This window comes from Streptomyces sp. 5-10 (assembly GCF_014712245.1).
In the GTDB taxonomy this organism is placed as follows: domain Bacteria; phylum Actinomycetota; class Actinomycetes; order Streptomycetales; family Streptomycetaceae; genus Streptomyces; species Streptomyces violaceusniger.
In genome coordinates this window covers 113537-139517 of the sequence record NZ_JACVYG010000013.1, presented here as the reverse complement: position 1 = coordinate 139517, position 25981 = coordinate 113537, and the positions used below count along the sequence as shown (strand labels likewise).

25 protein-coding genes and 1 pseudogene are annotated in these 25981 nt (G+C 72.0%); 13 read left to right on the top strand and 13 right to left on the bottom strand.

All coding sequences use genetic code 11. The features are described 5' to 3' along the window. Window positions 1-107: 107 nt before the first annotated feature. Window positions 108-392 (bottom strand): GlsB/YeaQ/YmgE family stress response membrane protein, encoded by a 285-nt coding sequence (locus IEJ02_RS17890; protein ID WP_191065783.1) that lies wholly within the window; start codon window positions 390-392, stop codon window positions 108-110. A 216-nt stretch (window positions 393-608) separates the two neighbouring features. On the opposite strand from IEJ02_RS17890, the gene IEJ02_RS17885 reads away from it, so the two are divergent. Both IEJ02_RS17885 and IEJ02_RS17880 read left to right on the top strand, forming a co-directional pair. Beyond that, the gene (locus IEJ02_RS17885) at window positions 609-998 is read left to right on the top strand and encodes a DUF3099 domain-containing protein (protein ID WP_137980662.1); all 390 of its coding nucleotides are present in this window, start codon (window positions 609-611) and stop codon (window positions 996-998) included. Between the two features lie 193 nt (window positions 999-1191). Next, on the top strand, window positions 1192-1431 hold the full coding sequence (locus IEJ02_RS17880) for a hypothetical protein (protein ID WP_191065782.1): 240 nt from the start codon (window positions 1192-1194) through the stop codon (window positions 1429-1431). Here the strand turns inward: IEJ02_RS17880 and moaA are convergent, their stop codons facing one another. The 3 genes from moaA to IEJ02_RS17865 form a co-directional block, all read right to left on the bottom strand. Continuing rightward, on the bottom strand, window positions 1432-2421 hold the full coding sequence (gene moaA, locus IEJ02_RS17875; RefSeq protein WP_191065781.1) for a GTP 3',8-cyclase MoaA: 990 nt from the start codon (window positions 2419-2421) through the stop codon (window positions 1432-1434). It abuts the gene before it with no gap. A 102-nt stretch (window positions 2422-2523) separates the two neighbouring features. After that, window positions 2524-4143, bottom strand: a complete 1620-nt coding sequence (locus IEJ02_RS17870) for a monocarboxylic acid transporter (protein ID WP_191065780.1) — start codon at window positions 4141-4143, stop codon at window positions 2524-2526. Beyond that, the gene (locus tag IEJ02_RS17865) at window positions 4140-4496 is read right to left on the bottom strand and encodes a DUF485 domain-containing protein (RefSeq protein ID WP_191065779.1); all 357 of its coding nucleotides are present in this window, start codon (window positions 4494-4496) and stop codon (window positions 4140-4142) included. Before IEJ02_RS17865 ends, IEJ02_RS17870 begins: the two co-directional genes overlap by 4 nt. 690 nt (window positions 4497-5186) lie before the next feature. Here IEJ02_RS17865 and IEJ02_RS17860 point away from each other — a divergent pair. Further along, entirely contained in the window at window positions 5187-6719 is a 1533-nt protein-coding gene (locus IEJ02_RS17860) for a S8 family peptidase (protein WP_223863987.1), read from the top strand. 66 nt (window positions 6720-6785) lie between these two features. Further along, the gene (locus IEJ02_RS17855) at window positions 6786-7334 is read left to right on the top strand and encodes a hypothetical protein (RefSeq protein ID WP_223863986.1); all 549 of its coding nucleotides are present in this window, start codon (window positions 6786-6788) and stop codon (window positions 7332-7334) included. Between the two features lie 125 nt (window positions 7335-7459). Here IEJ02_RS17855 and IEJ02_RS17850 read toward each other — a convergent pair whose 3' ends face one another. Together IEJ02_RS17850 and IEJ02_RS17845 are read right to left on the bottom strand one after the other, a co-directional pair. Then, entirely contained in the window at window positions 7460-8167 is a 708-nt protein-coding gene (locus IEJ02_RS17850) for a lysoplasmalogenase (RefSeq protein ID WP_317985829.1), read from the bottom strand. Then, complete coding sequence (locus IEJ02_RS17845) at window positions 8164-9129, bottom strand: sterol desaturase family protein (protein ID WP_191065778.1); 966 nt, start codon at window positions 9127-9129, stop codon at window positions 8164-8166. The genes IEJ02_RS17850 and IEJ02_RS17845 overlap by 4 nt, the downstream gene beginning before the upstream one ends. Before the next feature lie 120 nt (window positions 9130-9249). Between IEJ02_RS17845 and IEJ02_RS17840 the strand changes: the two genes are divergently transcribed. From IEJ02_RS17840 to IEJ02_RS17815, 7 genes and pseudogenes are all read left to right on the top strand, one after another. Then, window positions 9250-10152, top strand: coding sequence for a hypothetical protein (locus IEJ02_RS17840; RefSeq protein WP_191065777.1), 903 nt, complete (start codon window positions 9250-9252; stop codon window positions 10150-10152). A gap of 101 nt (window positions 10153-10253) precedes the next feature. Further along, window positions 10254-11240 carry a DEDDh family exonuclease gene (locus tag IEJ02_RS17835; protein ID WP_191065776.1) on the top strand — a complete coding sequence of 329 codons (987 nt, stop codon included), beginning with the start codon at window positions 10254-10256 and terminating at the stop codon, window positions 11238-11240. A gap of 63 nt (window positions 11241-11303) precedes the next feature. Next, window positions 11304-11537: a metallothionein gene (locus IEJ02_RS17830; protein WP_137977402.1), complete on the top strand. Its 234-nt coding sequence runs from the start codon at window positions 11304-11306 to the stop codon at window positions 11535-11537. Window positions 11538-11614: 77 nt separating this feature from the next. Then, window positions 11615-12424 (top strand): SURF1 family cytochrome oxidase biogenesis protein, encoded by an 810-nt coding sequence (locus tag IEJ02_RS17825; RefSeq protein WP_191065775.1) that lies wholly within the window; start codon window positions 11615-11617, stop codon window positions 12422-12424. 629 nt (window positions 12425-13053) lie between these two features. After that, window positions 13054-13292, top strand: a pseudogene (locus IEJ02_RS48620) (trehalase-like domain-containing protein); the annotation flags it as partial. Beyond that, window positions 13243-13416, top strand: a complete 174-nt coding sequence (locus tag IEJ02_RS17820) for a glycoside hydrolase family 15 protein (RefSeq protein ID WP_191065774.1) — start codon at window positions 13243-13245, stop codon at window positions 13414-13416. The pseudogene IEJ02_RS48620 and the gene IEJ02_RS17820, both read left to right, overlap by 50 nt. Before the next feature lie 4 nt (window positions 13417-13420). Then, window positions 13421-14176: an SDR family oxidoreductase gene (locus IEJ02_RS17815; RefSeq protein ID WP_191065773.1), complete on the top strand. Its 756-nt coding sequence runs from the start codon at window positions 13421-13423 to the stop codon at window positions 14174-14176. A 1225-nt stretch (window positions 14177-15401) separates the two neighbouring features. Here IEJ02_RS17815 and amaP read toward each other — a convergent pair. Genes amaP through IEJ02_RS17790 form a run of 5 tightly spaced genes read right to left on the bottom strand, consistent with a single transcriptional unit; the run spans window position 15402 to window position 17890 of the window. Then, window positions 15402-15956, bottom strand: coding sequence for an alkaline shock response membrane anchor protein AmaP (amaP, locus tag IEJ02_RS17810; RefSeq protein ID WP_191065772.1), 555 nt, complete (start codon window positions 15954-15956; stop codon window positions 15402-15404). Between the two features lie 7 nt (window positions 15957-15963). Next, entirely contained in the window at window positions 15964-16656 is a 693-nt protein-coding gene (locus IEJ02_RS17805; RefSeq protein ID WP_223863985.1) for a DUF6286 domain-containing protein, read from the bottom strand. Continuing rightward, entirely contained in the window at window positions 16653-17102 is a 450-nt protein-coding gene (locus IEJ02_RS17800; RefSeq protein WP_275560383.1) for an Asp23/Gls24 family envelope stress response protein, read from the bottom strand. The genes IEJ02_RS17805 and IEJ02_RS17800 overlap by 4 nt, the downstream gene beginning before the upstream one ends. A gap of 30 nt (window positions 17103-17132) precedes the next feature. Continuing rightward, complete coding sequence (locus tag IEJ02_RS17795) at window positions 17133-17324, bottom strand: hypothetical protein (RefSeq protein ID WP_020872298.1); 192 nt, start codon at window positions 17322-17324, stop codon at window positions 17133-17135. Window positions 17325-17365: 41 nt separating this feature from the next. Then, the gene (locus tag IEJ02_RS17790) at window positions 17366-17890 is read right to left on the bottom strand and encodes an Asp23/Gls24 family envelope stress response protein (protein ID WP_191065771.1); all 525 of its coding nucleotides are present in this window, start codon (window positions 17888-17890) and stop codon (window positions 17366-17368) included. 171 nt (window positions 17891-18061) lie between these two features. Between IEJ02_RS17790 and IEJ02_RS17785 the strand changes: the two genes are divergently transcribed. Next, window positions 18062-18766 carry a nucleopolyhedrovirus P10 family protein gene (locus IEJ02_RS17785; RefSeq protein WP_191065770.1) on the top strand — a complete coding sequence of 235 codons (705 nt, stop codon included), beginning with the start codon at window positions 18062-18064 and terminating at the stop codon, window positions 18764-18766. Between the two features lie 24 nt (window positions 18767-18790). Here the strand turns inward: IEJ02_RS17785 and IEJ02_RS17780 are convergent, their stop codons facing one another. After that, window positions 18791-19282, bottom strand: coding sequence for a response regulator (locus IEJ02_RS17780; protein WP_191065769.1), 492 nt, complete (start codon window positions 19280-19282; stop codon window positions 18791-18793). After that, entirely contained in the window at window positions 19279-23928 is a 4650-nt protein-coding gene (locus IEJ02_RS17775) for a HAMP domain-containing protein (protein WP_191065768.1), read from the bottom strand. Before IEJ02_RS17775 ends, IEJ02_RS17780 begins: the two co-directional genes overlap by 4 nt. Before the next feature lie 93 nt (window positions 23929-24021). Here IEJ02_RS17775 and IEJ02_RS17770 point away from each other — a divergent pair, with 93 nt between their 5' ends. Next, entirely contained in the window at window positions 24022-25923 is a 1902-nt protein-coding gene (locus IEJ02_RS17770; protein WP_191065767.1) for a SpoIIE family protein phosphatase, read from the top strand. Window positions 25924-25981 lie beyond the last annotated feature (58 nt).

The window sequence follows — 25981 nt, the reverse complement described above, 5'->3', positions numbered from 1 at the left end:
ACAGGCTCCACAACCGCACACGAAAGCGGCGGCCGGTGCACGTCCACCACGCGCACCGGCCGCCGCCGTCGTACCAGCCGTCGTACCGGCCGCCGCCCTCGCGCCCCTCAGGTCACACTGCGTCTGCGTCCGCCACTCCGGATCGAGTGCCACAGCGGAGTGCCCAGGGCGACGATCAGCACGGCCCCCGCCAGCTGGAGCAGATGCCGGATCCAGTCGAAGCCCCCGGTGTGCCTGACCCCGATCCAGCCGGCCACCGCATTGCCCAGCATGCCGCCGAGGATGCCGTAGACGCAGGTCAGCCAGAGCGGAATGGCCTGTTTGCCGGGCAGGATCGCCCTGGCGATCACACCCAGGATCAGGCCCACGACGATCGCCCATAGCCAGTTCATGTCGCCTCCCTGACACGCGGCGAGGGGATGCACATCCCTTCCAGTGTTCGGCCACTTCGAGTACGGCGCACGCCGGAGGCCCGGTACGCACATCGGCGCACCCGGGGACGGCACCCATCAGGGTGCCCCGGTCTCGAACCGAGGGCAGGCACGGCGTAACGTTGAGTACGTTCCAGAGCGGGGGAAGCCCGCTCGGCGATCAGGTGGTGGAACGTGATGCGGAAGCACGGCGATACGGAGGTCTTCCGGATCACCGGAGCGCGGCAGGGGCTGGCCGAGGACGTACGCGGCCGGCAGCGCCGCTATGTGATCTCGATGTCGGTCCGGACCGTCGCGGTCGTGCTGGCGGCGGTGTTGTGGAACGTGGAGCGCCATGTGGCCATCGTGGCCCTGGTACTCGGCGCGGTGCTGCCCTACATCGCGGTCGTGATAGCCAACGCGGGCCGGGAGAACGCCACTTCGCTGCCCACCACCTTCATCCCGACCCCGCCCCGTCCGATGCTGATCGCCGGGCGCGGAGAGGAGCCGGGCGATCCCCGAGGGGCGGAATCCGTCCCGGAGGACGTCGGACATATCAGCGAGCCTGGACGCGGTGAGCGTGGCTGACCTGCCAGGTTTCCGTAAGCTCAAGAAAACCTCAGATCAATAGTGCGGTACCGGTGCACCGGGCCCCATCCCTCGTGACATACTGCGTACGCGCTCCGCATCCCCCGTCGGAGCGACGGACCGACGCCGGGCGGCTCCCCCCGTGGCTGCCCGGCGTCGCCATGTCCGGCGCGCTTTTCGTAGAGTCTGCGGTGTGAACACCCGCGAGACCGCCGCCGAGACCGACACCGTGATCTGCTCCGCCAAGGGCTGCCACGCCCCCGCCGTATGGGTGCTGGCCTGGAACAACCCCAAGATCCACACCCCCGAGCGGCGCAAGACCTGGCTCGCCTGCGAGGAACACCGCGCATATCTCTCGGAGTTCCTCGGAGTGCGGGGCTTCCTCAAGGACGTGGTGACGCTGGAGGAATGGTCGGCCGCCGAAGACCAGTGATCAGCCCCCGATCGCCGACATCGGCCGGTCCGGCTGGAGGAACGACGGGTCATCGAGCCCGGATCCGGCCTTCTTGCCCCACATAGCCAGCCGCCACAGCCGGGCGATCTCCTCGTCCGGGGCGCCGGAGCGCAGCGCTCCGCGCAGATCGGACTCCTCGCGCGCGAAGAGGCAGGTGCGCACCTGCCCGTCGGCGGTCAGCCGGGTGCGGTCGCAGGCGCGGCAGAACGGGCGGGTGACCGAGGCGATGACGCCGACCCGGGCCGGGCCGCCGTCCACCAGCCAGCGCTCGGCGGGCGCGGAGCCGCGCTCCTCCTCGCCCTCGGCGGTGAGGGTGAAGCGGGTGCGCAGACTGGCCAGGATGTCCCCGGCGGTGATCATGCCGTCGCGCTTCCAGCCGTGCTGGGCGTCGAGCGGCATCTGCTCGATGAAGCGCAGCTCATAGCCGTTTTCCAGGGCCCAGGCGAGCAGGTCGGGCGCCTCGTCGTCGTTGAGCCCGGGCATCAGCACGGCGTTGACCTTCACCGGGGTGAGCCCGGCGGTGCGCGCCGCGTCGAGGCCGCGCAGCACATCGCCATGGCGCTTGCGCCGGGTCATGGTCTGGAAGACCTCGGGGCGCAGGGTGTCGAGCGAGACATTGACCCGGTCCAGGCCCGCGTCGCGCAGGGCCTGGGCGGTGCGCTCCAGCCCGATGCCGTTGGTGGTGAGCGACATCCGGGGACGCGGGTCGAGGGCGGCGCAGCGCTCCACGATGCCGACCAGACCGGGGCGCAGCAGTGGCTCACCGCCGGTGAAGCGGACCTCGGTGACCCCGAGCTCGGTGACGGCGATCCCGATCAGCCGGACTATCTCGTCGTCGGTGAGCAGATCCGGTTTGGCGAGCCACTGCAGGCCTTCTTCCGGCATGCAGTAGGTGCAGCGCAGATTGCAGCGGTCGGTCAGGGAGACACGCAGGTCGGTGGCTACGCGACCATAGGTGTCGATCAACATGGTGGCGGCCCCTCCACGGTTGGCGTGCGTGCACTGCTCAATTGTCTCGCAGCGTACGTGACGGGTGTGACATGGAGGGACCGCGCGGGTGGAAATGGCCGGTCAGTGGGCTCCGTGCCCGGTGAGCGAGCGCACCTCCAGCTCGGCGTACTTCTCCTTGTCGGGCTGTTCCTTGGAGACGATGGTGCCCAGCCAGCCGAGCAGGAAGCCCAGCGGGATGGAGATCAGTCCGGGGTTCTCCAGCGGGAACCAGTGGAAGTCCACGTCCGGGAACATCGAGGTCTCCTTGCCCGAGACGACGGGCGAGAAGAGCACCAGGAAGACCGAGGAGATCAGTCCGCCGTAGATGGACCAGAGCGCGCCCTGGGTGGTGAACCGCTTCCAGAACAGGCTGTAGAGGATGGTCGGGAGGTTGGCGGAGGCGGCGACCGCGAAGGCGAGTGCCACGAGTCCGGCGACGTTGAGATCTCGTGCGAAGACGCCGAGGACGACGGCGACGGTGCCGATGCCGACGGTGGCCCAGCGCGCCGCCGAGATCTCCTCCTCCTGGGTCGCCTTGCCCTTGCGGATGACGTTGGCGTACAGGTCGTGGGCGAAGGACGACGAGGAGGCGAGGGTGAGCCCGGCGACCACGGCGAGGATCGTCGCGAACGCCACCGCGGAGATCACCGCGAGCAGGATGGCGCCGCCCGTGGAGTCCGGTCCGCCGCCGATCTCCTCGGCGAGCAGTGGTGCGGCGGTGTTGCCCGACTTGTTGGAGGCGATGATGTCGTCGTGCTTGAGCAGCGCGGCGGCGCCGAAGCCCAGCGCGATGGTCATCAGGTAGAACAGGCCGATGATGCCGATGGCCCAGTTGACCGAGTTACGGGCGGCCCGGGCGGTGGGCACGGTGTAGAAGCGGATGAGGATGTGGGGCAGGCCGGCGGTGCCCAGGACCAGGGCGATGCCGAGCGAGATGAAGTCCAGCTTGGTGGTGGCGTTGATCCCGTACTTCAGCCCCGGCTCCAGGAAGGACTCGCCGATGCCGCTGTTCTTGGCCGCCTCGCCCAGCAGGTCGGAGATGTTGAAGTTGAACTTCAGCAGCACCAGGAAGGTGATCAGCAGCGTGCCCGCGATCAGCAGCACGGCCTTGACCATCTGCACCCAGGTGGTGCCCTTCATGCCGCCGATGGTGACGTAGAGGATCATCACGACGCCGACGAGGACGACGATGAGGATCTTCCCGGCCTCGCTGGTGATGCCCAGCAGCAGGGAGACCAGCACCCCCGCGCCCGCCATCTGCGCCAGCAGGTAGAAGATCGACACGACGATGGTGGAGACGCCCGCGGCGGTGCGCACCGGGCGCTGGCGCATCCGGTAGGCGAGCACGTCGCCCATCGTGTAGCGGCCGGAGTTCCGCAGCGGCTCGGCGACCAGCAGCAGGGCGACCAGCCAGGCGACGAGGAAGCCGATCGAGTACAGGAAGCCGTCGTAACCGGCGAGCGCGATCGCGCCGGCGATGCCGAGGAAGGACGCGGCGGACATGTAGTCGCCGGAGATGGCCAGGCCGTTCTGGAAGCCGGTGAACTGGCGGCCGCCGGCGTAGAAGTCGGTGGCGTCCTTGGTCTGCCGGCCCGCCCAGACGGTGATGGCCAGGGTCGCCAGGACGAAGACCGCGAAGAGCGTGACGATCAGCGGCCGGTTGTCCGAGGCGCTCTCGGCCGCGAGCAGTTGGGGATTCATGAGCGCTCCTCCAGACGGGCCTTGATGGCCTGGGCGCGCGGGTCCAGCTTGGCGGCGGCGTGCCGGGAGTACCACCAGGCGATGAGGAAGGTGGTCAGGAACTGGGCCAGCCCGAACACCAGGGCCACGTTGATGTGGCCCACGACCTTGGTGCCCATGAAGCCGTCCGCGTAGTTGGACAGCAGGACGTAGAGCAGGTACCAGCTGACGAACGCGATGGTGAGCGGAAAGGCGAACGAGCGGTGGGCACCGCGCAGTTCGCCGAACTCCGCGCTCGCTTGCACCTCGGCGTAGGCAGAACGGTCAAGTTGCCGCTGATCGTCGGGGCGATCGTTGGCCGGTGCGGTATCCACGGTCTCTCCTGGTGAGTGGGTCCGACGGGAACGAAATACGGCGGCGAGTGATCCGGATCACGCATGGTAGGTCGGTGCGGACCCCGTACGACAGGGGCCGGTTGATTGAAAGACGGATAAGAATTCGGGGGAGGGATCGGCTCCGGGTACTGTGGCGGGTTTTCTTCCGGAATGCATTGATGTCCGACCTTGATCAGCGATAGCTTCCATCGTCATGTACCCGCCCAGCCGCGGAGGGCGTTCGGGCGGCCCGTACGGATGAAGTGGAGATCCCATGGCTCATCTGAGATCGGCACCTCCAAGACCCGGACGGCGGGCCTTTGACGGCCCGCCGGCTTCGCACCACCCCCTCACCACTCCCCGCCGCCTCTGCCCCGGTCCCGCGGCGTCCCGGGGCATCGAGGCGGCGCGCGGGATCCGCGCCACGAGGGCGCGCACATTCGCTTGTGCGGATGACCCCGGCCGGACCACCGCCGTTGACGCGGCCCGCTGGACCACCGCCGTTGACACGGCCCGCTGGGCCGCCGCCCGCGCCCGGGGGCTCCGCGTCCCCCGAGTGGCGCGCTGAGCGCGCGTCCGCGCCCCCGGTCCGGAACGCTGACGATCCAGCCCGGTCCGCCCGCCCAGAGCCTTCTCAGCCACCTCGAGAGAACCGTCCTCGAGAGAACCGTCGAGAGAACCGGAGTACCCATGACGCCGCGCCGCACCTCCCTGCCGCTGCGCACCGCCGCGATACCCGCCGCCATGGCGCTCACCACCGCGCTGGCCTTCCTGCCCACCACCGCCACCGCGCTCGGACGGGACGGCCACGCCGCCGCAGCCGCCACGGCCGACGGTCCGTCCCTGAGCTATGTCGTCAACACCCGCCCGGGGCAGGACCCGTCCCGGATCCGCAAGGCCATCGCCCAGGCCGGCGGCACGGTCGTGGTGTCCTACGACCGGATCGGCGTCATCGTCGTCCACTCCGCCAACCCGGACTTCGCCAAGACCGTCCGTAAGGTGCGCGGCGTCGCCTCCGCCGGGAACACCCGCACCGCCCCGCTGCCCGCCCAGTCCACCGACGACATCGACACGCCGAAGCTGCTGAGCGAGAAGCAGCGGCAGGCGGTGGCGGCCAAGGCGAAGGCCGGGCAGGACCCGCTGGAGCCGCTGCAGTGGGACCTGCCGGCGATCAAGGCGGACAAGGCGCATGAGAAGAGCCTGGGCAGCCGTAAGGTCACCGTCGGGGTCATCGACACCGGTGTGGATGACACCCACCCCGATCTGGCGCCGAACTTCGACCGTAAGGCGTCCGTCAACTGTGTGACGGGCAAGCCGGACACCGCCGACGGCGCCTGGCGGCCGACCGCCGAGGAGTCCCCGCACGGCACGCATGTGGCGGGCGAGATCGCCGCCGCGAAGAACGGCATCGGCGTCACCGGCGTGGCCCCGGGCGTCAAGGTCTCGGGGATCAAGGTGTCCACGACGGCCGGGTTCTTCTACACCGAGGCGGTCGTCTGCGGCTTCGTCTGGGCCGCCGAGCACGGCGTGGACGTCACCAACAACAGCTATTACACCGACCCGTGGTACTTCAACTGCACCACCGACCCGGACCAGAAGGCCCTGGTCGAGGCGGTGCGCCGGGCCTCGTCGTACGCCGAGCGCCGGGGCGTGGTCAATGTGGCCGCGGCGGGCAACGAGAACTACGACCTGACCTCGGACACCATCACCGACCCCTCCAGCCCCAACGACACCACCCCCGGTGACCGGGAGGTGGACCCGAGCGTCTGCCTGGACATCCCGACCCAGCTGCCGGGCGTCGTCACGGTCGCCTCGACCGGCGCCAAGGGGCTCAAGTCCTCGTTCTCCAACTACGGCCTGGGGATCATCGACATCGCGGCCCCCGGCGGCGACAGCACCGCCTACCAGAAGCCGGAGCCCCCGGCCACCAGCGGCCTGATCTACAACACGCTGCCGGGCGGGCAGTACGGCTACATGGCGGGCACGTCGATGGCCTCGCCGCATGTGGCCGGTGTCGCGGCGCTCATCAAGAGCACCCATCCGCACGCCTCCGCACGGCAGGTGAAGGCGCTGCTCAAGGCCGAGGCCGATGACCTGGCCTGCCCGATGCCGTACGACATCGACGGCGACGGCACGGTCGACGCGGTGTGCGAGGGCGGCAAGCGGTACAACGGCTTCTACGGCGCCGGGCTCGCGGACGCCCTGGACGCCGTCGAGAAGTGACCGGCTGACACAATGCACGGGCCGCCGGGGCGGAGCAGCCGCCCCGGCGGCCCGTACGCGTTCCCCATGAAGCCGCGAGAGGACCCCGTTCCCGTGCACCACGACGACTCCTGGGGACCGCTGCCCCCGCGGCCGGCCGTCTCGCTGCTGATCCGGTTCGTGCTGACCGTGCTGCTGCTGCCGCTGTGGTGGGCGCTGATCGTGGTGATCTTCCTCTGCTTCATCGCCTTCGGAATCGTGGCCGAGATCCTTACGGTGATCCCCGGATTCGAGAAGGGGTTCCTCGGCCTGATCGACAAGTTCGGGGACAGCGTGAAGGTGTGGCCCGCCTGGTGCGTGACGCTCCCGGAGCTGCGGCACGAGGGCGACGCGGCCTTCTACCGGGCCCGGGTCGACAAGCGCATCGCCTCCTGGACCGCCAAGGAACTGGCCGCCCAGAAGGCGAAGAAGGCCCCGCCGCCCGGTCCGCACGACATCCCCGTGCGCGAGTACCGCGGGGTGGGCGCGGGCTATGTGGTCGAGGCGGCGCGTGCCCGGGGCTGGGAGCTGAGCCATGACCGCCCCTCGGACCCGCTGCGCATGGTCCGGCTCAGGCGGCTGCCGGCCACGGCCTGACGGGGGTCACGGGCCGGCGAGGGGCACGGGCCGGCGAGGGGCACGGGCCGGCGAGGGGCACGGGCCGGCGAGGGGCACGGGCCGGCGAGGGGCACGGGCCGGTGAGGGGCACAGCCTTACGGACGTCACGGCCCTACGCGTCGCGGCCTTACGGACGTCACGGGCTGACGAGCGCCCGTTCCAGCGCAGGACGCGGGGCGCGGGGCTCCCTCGCGCGTCGCCCCCGCCGCCAGCAGCCACTGGGCGGCTATATAGGTGGCCATGATCCAGAACTGGGGCACCGGCGGCCGTGGCAAGTCCGCGAGCCCGGCCGCGATCAGGGTGTCGGAGAGCATGAACAGCGCCCCGCCGAGCCCGGTCCACGCACCCGCCCCGAGCGCGGCCAGCCCCATGACCGTCAGCAGCAGGCTGTAGCCCGCGACGGGAAGCCGCAGATGCGCCGCGAGGCCGGGCCACAGCAGCGCCACCGTGCCCAGCCACGCGGCCCCGTACCCGGCGGCCACCCATGGCGCCGTACGGCGCCACCCGGCGCGGGCGAACAGCGCCAGATAGCAGAGGTGCCCGGCCGCGAAGCAGCCCATTCCGGCCAGGAACGCGGTCTCGCCGCCGATCTGCAGCAGCACATCGCCCCCGCAGCCGCACAGCAGGGCGGCCGGGAGCGGCCACGGCCCGCCACGCGCCAGGGCCCATACGGCGAGCACGGGCATCAGGGCGGGCTTGGTGAGGTGGACGACGGTGGTGGCGTCCACGAGCAGCGCGCCCAGGTGAACGGCGGTCAGCAGCGCGAAGAGGGCCTGCAGGACCGTCGTGGCGCGCCCGGCGGCGGCCGTCACCGCACGCTCTCGCCGGCCGGCTCCGGCCGCCCGGCCTCCGGACCGGCCTCCGGGGAGCCGGCGTCCCGGGAACCGGCGGCCGAGGAACCGTCCTCCGGGGAACCGCCCTCCGGGAGACCGGCTTCCAGGGCCGGCGCGGGCTGCCAGCCCGGTCCCCGGAAGACCCGGCCCGCCCGCTCGCGCCAGTCCCGCGCCGCCGCGATGTCGCGGGCGATGGCCGCGTACTCGTGCGTGGCCACGCGCAGCGGGTTGTAGGTGTTGATGTTCTTCGTCAGGCCGTAGACGGGCCGCTCGGTCTCGGGGACGAAGGACCCGAAGAGCCGGTCCCAGACGATGAGGATGCCTCCGAAGTTGCGGTCCAGATAGCCGCCTTGGGAGGCGTGGTGGACGCGGTGGTGCGAAGGGGTGTTGAAGACGAACTCGATGGGGCGCGGCAGGGTGCCGATCCGCTCGGTGTGGATCCAGAACTGGTAGACGAGGTTCACCGACGAGCAGAACGCCACCGCCGCCGGGTGCACCCCGAGCACGATCATCGGCACGTAGAACGGCCAGACGGTCCAGGTGGTCCACGGCTGCCGCAGGGCGGTGGTGAAGTTGAACTTGCGGCTGGAGTGGTGCACCACATGGCACGCCCACAGGATGCGGATGACGTGGTGCCCACGGTGCGACCAGTAGTAGAAGAAGTCCTGGGCGAGCAGCATCAGCGGCAGCGTCCACCACACCACCGGCACGCGCAGCGGGGTGAGTTCGTGGATGGCGGCATAGATCGCCACAATCGGGATCTTCCACAGCAGATCGAAGACCAGGCTGCCGAGCCCCATGGTGACGCTGGTCGCGGCGTCCTTCGCCGCGTACCCCTCGGCGTCCTCGTCGGGGTGGAAGCGGTAGCTCACCATCTCCACGACGGCGAGCAGGACAAAGGCCGGTATCGACCACATCACGGCATTGGGCAGGTGCGGCATGTCCGCAACATAGGACCGCCCGTAAGGCCGTCGCTAGAGGTGGTTACCAACAAGTATGGTAGATGCGGTGTCAACAAGAGGCCTCGCCTCGCGCCGCATGGCCAATTAAGCTCCCCGGCTGTGCGCAGAGCCAGAGAGCGGATCCGGACCGGCGGCATGGCCTTCGCCTGCCTGCTGTCGGCGCTCACCACGGGGTGCTCCTCCGGGTCCGGCGGCGATGACTCCCCCTCAGCCCTGATGGACGCGGTGGGACACATCTCGACCGCGGGCACGAAGGGGGCCCAGGTCTCCTATCTCGACGCCGCCCGAGTGCGCTCCCTGGAGAAGGGCGACTCCCGGCGGTTCCGCGCCGTCGGCCAGGCGGGCAGTCCGCTGATGACGGGCTACCGCTTCAACGCCCATGCCTATGGCCTCGATCCGGCCATGATCGACACCGATGTGACCAATGGCTACGCCGGGCACTGGCAGGGCTCCTTCGACGCGGACCACGTCACCGCCAAGCTCAAGGCGGGCGGATTCACCCGGCGCGCCTGGCACGGCGAGACGGTCTGGACGAAGGACGGGATCACCCTCCAGGTCTCCAAGGGCGAGATCTCCTTCGGCTACGCCGGTAAGGACCTGTCGGCGGTGCGCCCGGCCAAGGGCGAGTCCGTGGCGGACGACCAGGATTACCGGGCGCTGGGCGACTGTCTGGGCGATGTCTACCGCGTCGACTTCGGCGGGAAGGACCCCAAGGACCCGGTGCGGCTCTCGGCCACCGGACAGCTGGCGAAGTCCGCGAAGCAGACATCCGGGGTCATCTGCGCCCTCACCGACGGCAAACGGACCGCCGAACGGGCCGCCGACCGCCTGAAGTCCGTCATCCGCCAGCGGGCCCCGCGGTTCGACGGCGCCAACGTGACGGTTCTCACCGGGGATTCGCCCGGGGTGAAGGTGACGGTGCCCGACCGCCCGGGCGACAAGCGCGCCGGCCGCCTCCTCATCAGCGACATCGATCTGCAACTGGCCCTGTCCAGGCTCTGACCCGCCGCCCGGGCCCGACGCCCCGTCAACCCCGGCGTGTCGGACGCCCGGACCGGCCCGCCGGTCAGGGTTGTCGGTGACGGCCCGTATCCTCATGGACCATGCTCGAAGACCCCACGGCAGCCGCCCCGCACCTCGCCCCGCCGTCCTCCTGGCCGGCCACCTATCCGCAGGGGTACGCGGTCGTCGACGTGGAGACCACCGGCCTCGCCCGCGACGACCGGATCGTCTCCGCGGCGGTCTATCAGCTCGACGCCCGGGGCGCGGTGCAGGACCACTGGTACACGCTGGTCAATCCGCAGCGCGATCCGGGCCCGGTGTGGATCCACGGCCTCACCGAGGAGATGCTCGCGAGCGCCCCGCGCTTCCCCGAGATCGCCGCGGAGCTCTCCGAGCGCCTGGCCGACCGCGTCCTGGTGGCGCACAACGCCGCCTTCGACTGGTCGATGCTCGCCCGCGAGTACGCCCGCACCCGCACCGCCGCGCCCGTGCGGCAGCGGCTGTGCACCATCGCCCTCTCCAAGGAGCTGGGCCTGCCGCTGCCCAACCACAAGCTGGAGACCCTCGCCGCGCACTACGGAGTGGTCCAGCGCCGCGCCCACCACGCCCTGGACGACGCGCGGGTGCTCGCCGAGACCTTCCGGCCCAGCCTCCACCGGGCCGCCGAGACCGGGCTGCGGCTGCCGCTGCTGGCCTGCCAGCCGCTCACCGAGTGGTCCGACGGCCCGGCCATCGGCCGCCAGCGGTCGTACCGGCAGACCTGGCGCCCCAGCCGCAAGCGCCCCGCCTGCCCCTACCCCAACCCCGGGCGCTACGAGCCGGGCGGGCAGCTGGTCCAGGGCATGCGGGTGGCGTTCTCCGGGGACACCTCCGTGGACCGCGAGCTGCTGGAGGACCGGGCGGTCGAGGCCGGGCTGCACGTGGCCACCAGCGTCTCCCGGCTCACCAGCGTGCTGGTCACCAACGATCCCGAGTCGCCCACGTCCAAGACCGCCAAGGCCCGCTCCTTCGGCACGCCCATCATCGACGAGGCGGCCTTCATGCAGCTCCTCCAGGACGTCACCCCCGCGCCGCCGACAAACAGGTGAAGTCGGCGCGACGCGCCCGCACGCCGCTCGCCCGCCACCGCGCGGGCCCGCACGCTGAGGCGCATGGCACGTTGTGAGGTCTGCGGAAACGACTACCGGATGACATTCGAAGTGCACGCACAGGGCAATGTGCACGTCTTCGACTGCTTCCAGTGCGCCATCCACCGCATGGCGCCCATTTGCGAGCACTGCCGGACCCAGATCATCGGGCAGGGCGTGGAGGCCGACGGCCACTTCTACTGCTGTGCGCACTGCGCGCGGGCGGAAGGGAAGGTGGGCATCGTCGACCATGTGTGAACCCGGCCACCTGCGTGGATTGTCCTGGGACGCCCCCAGCGGCCGAGGGACAATCCACGCCGAGTAGGGTCAGGGACGTGTACCGCTTCCTGTTGACCCGGCAGTGGGTGATCCTCACACTCGTGGCCCTGGCCCTGATCCCGACGATGATCAGGCTGGGTTTCTGGCAGCTGCACCGCCATGAGCACCGGGTCGCGCAGAACCAGCTGATCGGGGACAACCTCGACGCCCCGGCCGTGTCCGTCGAGAAGCTCACCGCTCCCGGCCGTACGGTCCCCCGCGACGACACCTGGCGCACGGTGACCGCCACCGGCACCTACGACGCCGCCCACGAGGTCGTCGTCCGCCAGCGCACCGGCTCCGACGAGCAGTCCATCGGCTACTTCGTCCTCACCCCGCTGCTGCTCCCGGACGACCGCGCGGTGCTGGTCAACCGGGGCTGGATCCCGGCGGGCACGGACCTCACCAAGTTCCCCAAGGTCCCCGCCGCCCCCTCCGGCAAGGTCACCGTCACCGGTCGGCTGAAGGCCGACGAGACCACCGGCAACAGCGGCATCAAGGACAAGCAGGGGCTGCCGCCCCGCCAGGTCTCGCTGATCAACAGCGAGCAGCAGGCGAAGGTGCTGTCCCGGCCCGTCCTCGGCGGCTACATCGAGCTCACCTCGTCCTCCCCCAAGGGCGACAAGCAGCCCCAGCCGGTCGCCGCGCCCAACCACAGCGACATCGGCCCGCACATGGCGTACGCCGTCCAGTGGTGGCTGTTCTCCGCCGGTGTGCCCATCGGCTGGTTCGTGCTGGCCCGCCGCGAGCGCCGGGACCGCGCCGCCGAGGCCGCGAAGGCGGCGGCCACGCCGGAGAAGGTCCCCGCGACGGCCGCCACGGACTAGAGGGCGTCCGGCGGCTCTTCCCCCTCCCCCGCGGCACCGATATACGGCTCCGCCGCGCGGCAGGGCTGCGCCACCGGCCCTCCAGGGTCCGGGGCGCGGCCCCGGCCCCACCCGGGGTCTGGGGCACGGCCCCGACCCCACCCGGGGTCTGGGGCATGGCCCCAGACCCACACGGGGCCTGAGGCACAACCCCGGCCCCCACCCTGGATCGGAGGCCCAGCCTCGGCCCCACACGGGGCCTGAGGCACAACCCCGGCTCCGCCGCGCGGCAGGGCTGCGCCACTGGCCCTCCAGGGTCTGGGGCGCAGCCCCGGCCCCACCCGGGATCGGAGGCACAACCCCGCCCCCACACAGGGCCTGAGGCACAACCCCGGCTCCGCCGCGCGGCAGGGCTGCGCCACCGGCCCTCCAGGGTCTGGGGCGCAGCCCCGGCCCCACACGGGATCGGAGGCACAACCCCGCCCCCACTCGGGGTCTGGGGCCCAGCCCCGGCCCCACTCGGGGTCTGGGGCGCGGCCCCGGCCCCACTCGGGGTCTGGGGGGCGGCCCCAGGTTCGGGAAGGGGCGGGGAGGGGAACAGCCCGCCGCAGGCGTCACGACCCGCCGGACACCCCGCAGGCCCCGCCCTCATCGGTGACACCAGACGGCGGCCCTGGTCAGCCACCACCGCTCGATCGACTGGCTGTGCCTGCCCCGCTTCGACTCCCCCGCCCGCTTCGCCGCGCTCCTCGGCGACCGCGACAACGGCCACTGGCGGCCCGCCCCCAAGGGCGCGGGCGCCTGCACCCGCCACGGCTACCTCGACGACTCCCTCGTCCTTGAGTCGGGCCCTCTTCGAACGCCTCCTCGCTCTCCGCAACGACGTCGAGCTGCTCGCCGAGGAGTACGCCCCGGCGACCGACCGGCAGCTCGGTAACTTCCCGCAGGCGTTCAGCCATATCGGACTGGTGGGGACCGCCCTCACCCTCGCGGAGCGGCCCAGGGCAGACTGACCCCATGGATCTTGGACTCAAAGACCGGGTGTACATCATCACCGGGGCCACCCGCGGGCTGGGGCTCGCGGCCGCCCGTGAGCTGATCGCCGACGGCGCGAAGACCGTCATCACCGGCCGCGACGCCGATACGGCGGCCGCCGTCGCCGCCGACCTCGGGCCGAACGCGGTCGGGGTCGCCACCGACAACGCCGACCCCGAGGCGGCGGCCCGCCTCATCGCCACCGCTCGGGAGCGCTTCGGGGGCTTCGACGGCGTCCTCATCAGCGTCGGCGGCCCGCCGGCCGGGCTGACCGCCGACATCACCGACGCCCAGTGGCAGGCCGCCTTCGACTCCGTCTTCCTCGGCGCCGTCCGCCTTGCCCGCGGCGCCGCCGAGCAGCTCCCCTCCGGGGGCGTGATCGGCTTCGTCCTCTCCGGCTCCGTCCGCGAGCCGATCCCCGGCCTCACCGTCTCCAACGGCCTGCGCCCCGGCCTCGCCGGCTTCGCCAAGTCCCTCTCCCTCGAGGTCGGCCCCCGCGGCATCCGCGTCGTGGGCCTCCTCCCGGCCCGCATCGACACCGACCGCGTGCGCGAGCTCGATTCCCTCTCCGGCGACGCGGAGGCCGCGCGGGAGCGGAACGCGGCGGCGATTCCGCTGCGGCGGTACGGGACGCCCGAGGAATTCGGCAAGGCCGCGGCGTTCCTGCTCTCGCCTGCGGCGTCGTATCTGACCGGGCTGATGCTTCCGGTGGATGGCGGGGCCCTCCACAACATCTGAGGGGGCTTGGGGCCCACGGGGCTCCGCCCAAGATTTGGGCGCGGCTGGACGCCAAGCGCGGGCTGTGGGCGCGGTCGGCGCATTTCCCCTCCCCGCCCCTTCCCGAACCTATGGGGCTCCGCCCCCTAGACCCCCACCGGGGCTCCGCCCCGGACCCCGCTCCTCAAACGCCGGAGAGGCTGACGTCCGGGCGAGCCCACACCCAGCCCGGTACCCGCCCCGCCCGTGACACCGACCCGCCACCGGATACCGGACCGCGCGGAGCCAGGCACGGCCGGTTCTCTCCGCAGCCCCGGCGGCACTTGAGAAGCGGGGCCGGGGGCGGAGTCCAGGCGGGGGCCGTGGGGCGCAGCCCCAGGGTCGCGGGGGCAGAGCCCCAGCAGGGGCATGCAGGTGGGGCGTGGGGGGCGGAGCCCCGGGCGCCGTGGGGCGCAACCCCAGCGGAGACGTCGGGCTCAGCCCCAGGGGTCGCGGGGGGCACAACCCCGGCACGGAGCTCGGGGCGAAGCCCCCCGGGGGCATGAGCGTGAGGGCGAAGCCCCCGGCAGGCAGCTTGCGGCGCAGCCCCGGGCGCCGTGGAGCGCAACCCCAGCGAAGACGTCGGGCTCAGCCCCGCGGGCCGCAGAGGCACAACCCCGGCACGGGGCTCGGGACGAAGCCCCCCGGGGGCGTGAGCGTGAGAGCGAAGCCCCCGGCAGGCAGCTTGCGGCGCAGCCCCGGGCGCCGTGGAGCGCAACCCCAGCGAAGACGTCGGGCTCAGCCCCGCGGGCCGCAGAGGCACAACCCCGGCACGGGGCTCGGGACGAAGCCCCCCGGGGGCGTGAGCGTGAGAGCGAAGCCCCCGGCAGGCAGCTTGCGGCGCAGCCCCGGGCGCCGTGGAGCGCAACCCCAGCGAAGACGTCGGGCTCAGCCCCGCGGGCCGCAGAGGCACAACCCCGGCACGGGGCTCGGGACGAAGCCCCCCGGGGGCGTGAGCGTGAGAGCGAAGCCCCCGGCAGGCAGCTTGCGGCGCAGCCCCGGGCGCCGTGGAGCGCAACCCCAGCGAAGACGTCGGGCTCAGCCCCGCGGGCCGCAGGGGCACAACCCGGCACGGGGCTCGGGGCGAAGCCCCCCGGGGGTCGTGGGGGCGGAGCCCCTGCGTTTCGGGGAGGGGCGGGGTGGGGAATGCCCGCCGGAGGCGAACACGGGTGGGCGGGGGTCGCGGCGCGCATTCGCGCTCGCAGAGCTACCGCGCCCGCTCCGCCCCATGCCGCGCCACCCTCAGCCGCACCTCCGCCGGCAGCCGCTCCAGCCCCGCCGAAGCGCGGGCGCGCTCCAAAGCATCCGCTCGGACCGCGTCCAGAGTCGACAGCGGGTCCGCCCGCGCGTCCAGCGCCAAGCCCATCCGGGCCTCCGGCGTCGTCCGGCGGCCCCGTAGCAGGACGTGGGCGCGCTCCACGCCGTCCAGCGACTCCGCGTCCGACAGCAGCGCGGCCTCCAGGGCGCGGCCGCGCAGCAGGGCGCCCTCGCCGTCGCCCGTTTCCACGAGCACTTCCTGGAGCCGACGCCGTCGCAGCTGGGCCAGGAACCAGCACAGCGAAAGCACGAACAGCACCGCGAGCGCCGCGATGACGGCGGGCCACCACCACCCGGTGTCCCGCCACCGCGTGCGGTCCGCCCGGCTGAGCAGCACATCGTCGCGGCCGTCGAACGGCGGCCACCCGGCCAGGACCACCGCGCCCGCACCGGCCAGCACCAGGCCCACGAGCCCCAGCAGCACCCGGTTGACGACACTCAGCATGGCGCGCTCACCCCTTCGACTTCGCCGAGCGCCGGACGTGAACGGAGAGGGCGGGCGGCCGGGCCAGGCCCAGTTGGCGGATGCCCTCGTGGAGGGCGGCGTCCAGATCCGCGCGTACCTCGTCGAGGTCGCGGAAGTGGGCCAGCGCGCGGGCCCTGATCCGCCGCCGGCCGACGTCCACGCGGGCCGATCGCACACCGGGCACCTCCATCGCCCGGTCGCGCAGCACCAGCCCCGCCGACGTCCGGTCGATTCCGGCTCGAACGACAGCCCCGGCCCCGGACTCCGGTTCCGGCCCCGGCTCCGGCTCCGGCTCCGGCGCGCGCATCGGCAGCAGCCCCCGCAGCCCCGGCGCCATCGCGAGGATCACCATCCCCACCCCGAGCGCCGCCAGCAGCGCCGCCCCGCCCATGACCCACGCGTCGTCCAGCGGCCGCGAGGCGAGTTCATCGGCGAGCCAGTCCCGCCACCGCAGGGCGCGCCGCCCCGAGCGCACGGCCGCCACGTCGTACAGCAGCAGCCCGCTGACGGCGGCGATGACCAGGGCGGCGATCCCGGCCGGTACCCGCCGCTCGGACCAGAAGCGCCGGACGCGCCCGGGCGGATCCCCGTCCCCGGCACCGGAACCGGCACCCGCACCCGCCCTCGCGCCGTACGCCGACGCCGAGGTGGACTGACGTATCTTCTGGTCCGCGTTCATCGCACCCTGTCCCTCCCCCGACGCGCCCCGCGCTCCGGGCGCTCCCACCGCGGCACATGCAGCCGTTCCACCGTCACCGCGACCTCGGGCACCTCCATGCCCGTCAACTCGCCTACCCGTTCGATCACCTGACGACGCACCGCACCGCAGTGCGCGCCGATGTCCGAGGGATAGCCGAGCTCGACGGCGATCCGGACGCGCGCGACGCCCCCGCGCACCGCGGCGACCGCGTACGGCCGCGCGCCGACGCCACCGGCGAGGGCGGCCTCACCGGGGCCCGCACCGGCAGCCGCACCGGCATCCGCACCGATATCCGCACCCGCACCCGTATTCGCACCGGCAGCCGCCGCGCCGCCACCCCGCAACGCCTCCCGCGCCGCCTGCGAGGCGATCTTCGCAACGACCCGGTCCGCGATCCGCGTCGCACCCCGCTCACCCGGCTCCACCACGGCACGTCCTTACGGTCGTCATGGCGCTCACCGTGGCCGCCCATCCCGGCCACGGGAACGGAAGAAGTCGCCCGGCTCCAGATCACCATCCAGGAACCGGCCGACGATGAACCCGACGGCTCCCAACGCCGCCACCAGCAGAAAGGCCCCGAAACCACCGAAATAACCCGCGAAAGCCAGCGCCATTCCCGCGATCATCCCGACCACGGCCATGCTCATCGTGTGCTCCTTCGCTGGAGCCAACCGGAACCGCTGCCGGCCTACTGGAGCCGCGGCTCCGGCGATTCCTCTTCCTCGTCCGGCAACTTCACATCGCTGACCGCGATATTGACCTCGACGACCTCGAGGCCGGTCATCCGCTCGACGGCCGCGATCACGTTCTCCCGTACGGCCCGTGCGACATCGGCGATGGAGACGCCGTAGTCCACCACGATCTCCAGGTCGAGGGCCGTCTGTACCTCCCCCACCTCCGCCTTCACCCCGCGGGTGACCGACCGGCCGCCGGGCACCCGGTCCCGTACGACCCCGAAGGTACGCGCGAGACCTCCGCCCATCGCATGGACGCCGACCACATCGCGGGCCGCCATACCCGCGATCTTCTCCACGACGCCATCGGCGATCGTGGTGCGCCCCCGCGCGGCCGGGTCGCCTCCGCCCCGCCGGTTGCGATCGGTGGCGGCGGCCGCCGGGGCGACGCCGGTCCCGGCGCCCAGCGTCTTGGGCGTACCGGCGGCGGGTTCCGTGGCGGGGTTCTCGGGTCGGTTCCGTGGTGTGGTCTCGGACATCACCGATCGTCCCTTCCGAGCGAAGAGCGGTGGAAGCGGTTTCCGTTCGCTCTACTTGCCACCTTAAAGGGGCCTTCCCCGAACCGCTTCGGAGATGCGGCACTCGCGCGATCGATACGGCAGGCTGAGAGCGGTGGGGCTCACGTCCGTACGGCGGTAAGGGGTGACACGGTGGTCACGGACCGGCTCGCGCAGACCGTAAGGGAGCAATTGCGGCTCGGTCGGCTGCTGCCCCTGGGCACGCGGGAGGACGGCTCCTGGATCACCGAACGCGCGGCGAGCGACGTGCTCGGGCGGGCCGCCGCCGAGGTGCCCGGAGCACATCTGGGAGCGCTGCGGATCGGGCCCGCCGACCCCGGCACCGCCGGGACGCCCGCGGTCCCGCCCCCGCCGAGCGCGCTGCCGCCGGGGCCCCTGCGCATCGCGGCGGAGTGCGGGGCGACGCTGGAGGAACCGCTTCCGGTGACGGCGGACCGGCTGCGCGACGCACTGCTCGACGCGGCGACGGACCGGCTCGGTCTCCTGGTGGAGGCGGTGGACATACGGGTGACGGAGGTGCTGGCCGAGCTCCCGGCCCCGTCCCCGGAGACCCCGCGCCCCCACCGGATCGAGCGCCCGGAATCCGACCCCGCCACCGCGGCCGTCGCCCGCGCCGCCGCCTCCGTGCCCGGCGTCGCCCGGCTGGCGCCGGTGCTGGGCTCGCCCCGGGCCGTGCGGATCGAGGGTGCGCACATCCGGATCGAACTGGCCGTGGCGGCGGATCACCGCGCCGTGGACGTGGCGAGGGCGGTACGAACGGCGGTGGCGGAGGCCGCCCCGGGCCCGGGAGACCAGCCGCCCACGGTGGCCGTCCTCGTCACGGCCGTGGAGCCCTGACCGGAACCAGCCCCGGCCGGTCACTCACTCCTCGGCGTACTTCCGCAGCCCCTCGACCGTGCGCTCCAGCTCCTCGACCCGGTCCGCCAGCTGTTCCGTCCGCGCCTCGAGCAGGCGGTTCTTGCGGTGCATCTCCAGGAACACATTGACCTTCGTCCGCAGCAGCCAGGGGTCGAACGGCTTGGTGAGGAAGTCGGCGGCGCCGATCGCATAGCCCCGGTAGGCGTAGTCGGAGTCGGCGTCGGTCCCGGTCAGCAGGATGATCGGGACGTCCTTGGTCTGGTCGAGCCGCTTGATGTTGGCGGCCGTCTCGAAGCCGTCCATGCCCGGCATCAGGACGTCGAGCAGAACGACGGCGAAGTCCTGCCGCAGCATCGCCTTCAGCGCCTCCTCGCCGGAGCGGGCACGGACGAGCTGCTGATCGAGCGGGCCGAGGACGGCCTCCAGCGCGATCAGGTTCTCCTCCATGTCGTCGACGATGAGGATTCCGGCCTTCTCGGGCACGCTCGTAGTCATCTCTCCCCCTGCCTCGGCCTCGGCGGACCGGTCTCGGCAGGCGCGGCGGTCTCACCATCGGACGTGGCGTCACCGCTCCCGGACTCGCCCGCCTCCCCCGACTCACCCGACTCTCCGGGCCGGCCCGGCTCCCCCACCTCACTGTCCGGATCGAGCAGATCGAGGATCGCCGACATCAGCCGGTCGACGTCCACGGGCTTGGGGACATAGCCGTTGGCGCCGCTGTCGATGGCCTTCTCCCGGTCGCCGGGCATGGCCTTCGCGGTCAGGGCGAGGATCGGCACATCGGCGAGACGCGGCGTGCAGCGGATGGCCCGGATCGTCTCGTACCCGTCCATCTCCGGCATCATCACGTCCATCAGGACCAGCGAGACGTCCGGGTTGCGATGCAGCACCTCCAGCCCCTCGCGGCCGTTCTCCGCGTACTTCACCGTCATGCCGACCCGGCCCAGCACATGCGTGAGCGCGAAGACGTTCCGGATGTCGTCGTCGACGATCAGGATGCGGCGGCCGTTCAGCACCTGGCCGGGGCGTCCGCGCTGCCACTCCTTGAGCCGGGTGGTTCCCGGCCAGCCGTCGTCGTGGTCCTCGCCCTCGCTCTCCCCGCTGCTCCCGGCCTCGGCCTCCGCCCCGCCGCCCGGGGCCCGGGTGGCGAGCCGGCCGGCGTCCAGGCTGTCCGCCTCGCCGAAGACCCCGCTCGGGGCGTGGTCGGCGGTGTCCGGCAGCGTCTCGTCCGAGGCGGGCGCGACCGCCGGGACGGTGGAGCCGGTGGCCCTGGGGTCCGAGGGGTCGGGGGCCGGGGCGACGCCGCTGTAGTGCGCGGGGACGTAGAGGGTGAAGCGGGAGCCGACGCCCAGTTCGCTCTCGGCCACGATCCGGCCGCCGAGCATTCCGGCGATCTCCCGGCTGATGGACAGGCCGAGGCCCGTCCCGCCGTACTTCCGGCTGGTGGTGCCGTCGGACTGCTGGAACGCCTCGAAGATCACCGGCAGCTTCTCCGGCGGGATGCCGATACCGGTGTCGGTGACGGAGAACGCGATGACGGCGCCCGCGGCCCGCAGCGTCTCCTCCTCGAACTGCGCTGCCGGGGCGCGCTCGACGCGCAGCGTCACCCCGCCCGACGAGGTGAACTTCAGGGCGTTGGAGAGCAGATTGCGCAGGATCTGCTGGAGCCGCTGCTCATCGGAGAACATCTCGCGCGGTACGTCCTCGCCGACCGCGATCTCGAACGACAGGCCCCGGTCGACGGCGAGCGGCCGGAAGGTGGCGTTCACATAGTCGAGGATCTTGACCAGCGGCAGCTTCTTCGGCCGGACGTCCATCCGGCCCGCCTCGATCTTCGACAGATCCAGGATGTCGTTGATCAGCTGGAGCAGATCGGAGCCGGAGCGGTGGATGGTGGCGGCGAACTGCACCTCCTGGGCGGACAGCCGGTCCTCGGGGTTGTCGGCGAGCAGCCGGGCCAGGATGAGCAGCGAGTTCAGCGGGGTGCGCAGCTCATGCGACATATTGGCCAGGAACTCGGACTTGTACTGGGAGGCGGTCGCCAGCAGCGCGGCCTTCTCCTCCAGCTCCGCGTTGGAGCGCTGGAGCTCGTTCGAGCGCTGGCGCAGCTCGGTGGTGAGCCGCTGGGACTCGGAGAGCAGCGACTCGGTGCGGGCGTTGGCGATGATGGTGTTGATCGAGACGCCGATGGTGTTGACGAACTGGTCGATGAAGGCCAGATGGACATCGCTGAACCGGCTGAACGAGGCGAGCTCGATCACTCCGAGCACCTGGTCCTCGTAGAGGATCGGCAGGATCACCACGCTGGCCGGGAGCGCGGAGCCCAGCCCGGAGTCGATGGTGATGTAGTCGGGCGGGACGTCGTTGATGAGGATCCGCTTCTTCTCCACCGCCGCCTGGGCGACCAGCCCGCGGCCCCGGACACCGGCCCGCGGCGTCTGGCCGTCGCCCCCGACCGCGCCCTGATCGGTGCCGTATCCGGCGATGAGCTCGAGCCCCTCACCGGGCCTGGCACCGGCCGCGCTGAGGAAGAACGCCCCGAACTGCGCGTTGACCAGCGGGGTCAGCTCGCTCAGGATCAGATCGGCGACCTCGACCAGATCGCGGTGGCCCTGCATCAGGGAGGCGATACGGGCCAGGTTGGACTCCAGCCAGTCCTTCGCGCGGGTGGTCTCGCGGAGGTTGGCGACCATCAGATTGACGTTGTTCTTCAGCTCGGCGACCTCGCCCTGCGCCTCGACCGAGATGGACCCGGACATATCGCCCTGGGCGACGGCGGACGCGACCTCGGCGATCGCGCGCACCTGGGTGGTCAGATTGAGGGCGAGTTCGTTCACGCCGGTGGTCAGCCGCTTCCAGGTGCCGTAGACGCCCTCGACCCGGGCCTGGCCGCCCAGGCGGCCCTCGCTGCCGACCTCGCGGGCCACCCGCGTCACCTCGTCGGAGAACGAGGAGAGCGTGTCGACCATGGTGTTGATGGTGGTCTTCAGCTCGAGGATCTCGCCGCGCGCGTCGACGTCGATCTTCTTGCTCAGATCGCCGTCCGCCACGGCTGTGGCGACCTGGGCGATGTTGCGGACCTGGGACGTCAGGTTGGACGCCATGAAGTTCACGTTGTCCGTAAGGTCCTTCCAGACCCCGGACACGCCCGGCACTCCGGCCCGGCCGCCCAGCTGGCCCTCGGTGCCGACCTCGCGGGCCACCCGGGTGACCTCGTCGGCGAACGAGCGCAGCTGCTGGACCATGGTGTTCACGGTGTCCTTGAGCTCCAGGATCTCGCCCCGGGCATCGACCGTGATCTTCTTCGACAGATCGCCGTTGGCGACCGCCGTGGTCACCTGGGCGATGTTGCGGACCTGGGAGGTCAGGTTCAGGGCCATGAAGTTGACGTTCTCGGTGAGGTCCCGCCAGACCCCGGATACGCCGCGGACCTGGGCCTGACCGCCGAGGTTGCCCTCGGTGCCCACCTCGCGGGCCACCCGCGTCACCTCGTCGGCGAAGGACGACAGCCGGTCCACCATGGTGTTGATCGTCGACTTCAGCTCCAGGATCTCGCCCTTGGCCTCCACCGTGATCGTCTTGCTCAGATCGCCCTCCGCCACGGCGGTGGCGACCTGGGCGATGTTGCGGACCTGGGAGGTGAGGTTGTCCGCCATGAAGTTGACGTTCTGCGTAAGGTCCTTCCACACCCCGGAGACACCGCGGACCTGGGCCCGGCCGCCCAGCCGTCCCTCGGTCCCCACCTCGCGGGCCACCCGCGTCACCTCGTCGGCGAAGGCGGAGAGCTGGTCGACCATGGTGTTCACGGTCAGCTTGAGCTGCAGGATCTCGCCCTTCGCCTCCACCGTGATCGTCTTGCTCAGATCGCCGTCCGCGACGGCGGTGGCGACCTGGGCGATGTTGCGGACCTGGGAGGTGAGGTTGTCCGCCATGAAGTTGACGTTCTGCGTAAGGTCCTTCCACACCCCGGAGACACCGCGGACCTGGGCCCGGCCGCCCAGCCGTCCCTCGGTCCCCACCTCGCGGGCCACCCGCGTCACCTCGTCGGCGAAGGCGGAGAGCTGGTCGACCATGGTGTTCACGGTCAGCTTGAGCTGCAGGATCTCGCCCTTCGCATCCACGGTGATCTTCTGCGAGAGATCACCGGTGGCGACCGCCGTGGTCACCTGGGCGATGTTGCGGACCTGGGACGTCAGGTTGGACGCCATGAAGTTGACGCTGTCCGTGAGGTCCTTCCAGACCCCGGAGACGCCGCGCACCTGGGCCCGGCCGCCCAGCTCGCCCTCGGTGCCCACCTCGCGGGCCACCCGCGTCACCTCGTCGGCGAACGCGCCCAGCTGGTCGACCATGGTGTTCACGGTCAGCTTGAGCTCCAGCAGCTCACCGGTGGCCTCGACCGTCACTTGGCGGGTGAGGTCACCACGGGCGACCGCCGTGGTCACCTCGGCGATGTCGCGGACCTGCGCGGTCAGCCGGGAGGCCATGGTGTTGACGGCCTCCGTCACCATGCGCCAGTCGCCGGAGAGCCCCTGCACCTTGGCGCGGCCGCCCAGCCGCCCCTCGGTGCCCACCTCGCGGGCGATACGGGTCAGCTCGCCGGTGAACAGCGCCAGCTGGTCCACCGTGCGGTTCACCCCGCGTCCCAGCCGCCGCAGATCGCCGCGGAGCTGGCGGTTGCCGTCGTGCAGATCCACCCGCTGGGTCAGATCGCCGGAGGCGATCGCGTCGAGCACCCGCGTGGCGTTGGACACCGGGCCGGCCAGGGCGTCCACCAGCTGATTCGCCGCGTCCACAGTGGTGGCCCAGGCCCCCTGGCCGGGGCTCGCGGTGATCCGCTCGTCCAGCCTGCCCTGGCGCACCACCTCGCGGCGCACCCGGTGCAGCTCCCCGGACAGATGCGCGTTGCGCACCACGAGCTGGTTGAAGACCCCGGCCATCTCGCCGACCACGCCCTCGGCCGAGGTGTCCGCGCGGACGGTGAAGTCACCGTCGCACAGGGCGTTCATCGCCGCCAGCAGCGACCGCAGCTCTGCTGCGGTCGCGGTCTCCTCACCGCGCGCCGGGCCGGACGGCCGAGCGGATTCCGGACATTCCACGGGCGGGGCCGGGGAAGTGTCGGTGGTGATCGGGTCGAGAGCCATGGCGTCGTCCCTTAAAGATCATTCATATCCCCCTGTCTGTCATAATATGGCACCTAGATGGCCTAAACCGCCCATATTGCCCTGGAGCCGCACGTGGGAGCCCTGTTTCCTCTCGCGCGTGAGTCCGTCTCGCGGACGACGCTGCCCGGAAGCGTGCGCGCGCCCGCCGCGGCACGCGCCTTCGTCCATACGGCGCTCACGGGACGGAGCGCGGCGGAGGCGTTCGCCCCGATCACCCTCGACGAGCGGTCGATCGGCGACGCGGTGCTGCTGGTGAGCGAGCTGGTCACCAATGCCGTACTGCACGCGGGCACCCAGGTCGAGGTGGTCTGCCGGCTCCAGCCGGGCGACGGCGCCACCGGGGAGGACTTCGGGTCGGCGGACGACCCCCTCGGGCCCGAGGAGACGAGCGGTCCGGACGATGTGCCGAGGGACGTGCCGAGGCGGCCGGGGATCGTCATCGAGGTGGCGGACCTCCACCCCGCCAGCACCGTCTACGGAGGACCGGAGACCCAGCGCCGGGGCCGCGGCCGCGGGCTCCAGCTGATCGGGGCGCTCGCCGAGTCCTGGGGCGTGACCTATCACCGCACCCGTAAGGCGGTCTGGTTCCGGCTGGACGCCGAGCGAGCGGGGACCGAGCTCGACGCCGTCCCCACCAGCGCCCTCGGGCGTGAGCTGCGGTTCGCCGAGACACTGGCCCCCATATCGCCGCGTGAGCAGCGCGATCCGACCGCCGATTGGGTGGACCGCGGCGGACCGTCCTTCCTCGCCGAGGCCAGCGAACTGCTCACCGGTCAGCTTGACGAGAACATGGTGGCCGCTCTCGCCGGGCAACTCCTGGTGCCCCGGCTGGCCGACTGGTGCGCGGTCTGGCTGACCACCGAGAGCGGCGGGCTGCAGCTCGCCCGCGTCTGGCACAGCAATGAGCAGCGTATCGGCGCGCTCCGCGTGTCGCTGGAGCGGCATCCGCCGCCGACCGGGCTCGGCTCCGCGGGCACCTCCTGGCCCTGGCCCGGGGTCGCGGACAGCCAGGGGGCGGGCGGATCGGCGGTGTGCTTCCCGCTGATCGCACACGGCCGCAGCCATGGCGTCCTGCTGCTCGGCCGGGCCGGCGTGCCACGCATGGCGGAGAGCGTGGTGCGGCTTTCGGAGGACGTGGCGCGGCGGGTGGCCCAGGCGGTGGCCACGGCCCGGCAGTACACCCGTCAGGCCACGATCAGCCGGGCGCTCCAGCGCCGCCAGCTGCCCATGTCGCTCGCCCACATCCCAGGGGTGGACACGGCGATCGTCTACGAGCCGCACGGCGAGGGGCAGACCGTCGGCGGCGACTTCTACGATCTGTTCCCCATGGGCGGCCGCCGCTGGTGCTTCCTGCTGGGCGACGTCCAGGGCAGCGACCCCGAGGCGATGTCGGTCACCGGACTGGCCCGCCATCTGGTCCGGCTGCTGGCCCGCGAGGGCCATGGGGTGGAGTCGGTGCTCAACCGGCTGAACCAGGCGCTGGTGGAGGAGGACGCGGAGGCGGCGGAGATCGACGGCGAGCAGTCCCGGCCGCGCTTCCTGAGCCTGCTCTACGGGGAGCTGGAGCCGGACCCGGCCGGGGGCGGCGCCCGCTGCACCCTGGCGAGCGCCGGCCATCCGCTGCCGCTGCGGCTGACCACCCAGGGCGCGGTGGCGCCCGCCGCCTCCCCCCAGATGCTGCTCGGCATCGACGAGAACCCGGACTTCCACGCCGACACGCTGGCCCTGGAGCCCGGCGAGACGCTGCTGTGCGTCACCGACGGGGTGACCGAGCGGCGCAACGGCCTCCGTCAGCTGGATGACGACGACGGCCTGTCGGACATCCTGCGGGGCTGTGTGGGGCTGGGCGCCAAGGCGGTCGCGGAGCGGGTGCGGCGCGCCACGCATGACTTCAGCCCCGAGCCGATCGACGACGATCTGGCGGTGCTGGTGCTGGAGGCGGTGCCGGCGGTGGAGCCGCAGCGGATGCCCTGACGGGCGCGGGCGGCCCCACCGGGGGCGGCGTTGAACGGTTCGCGCCAGTGCCCATCGG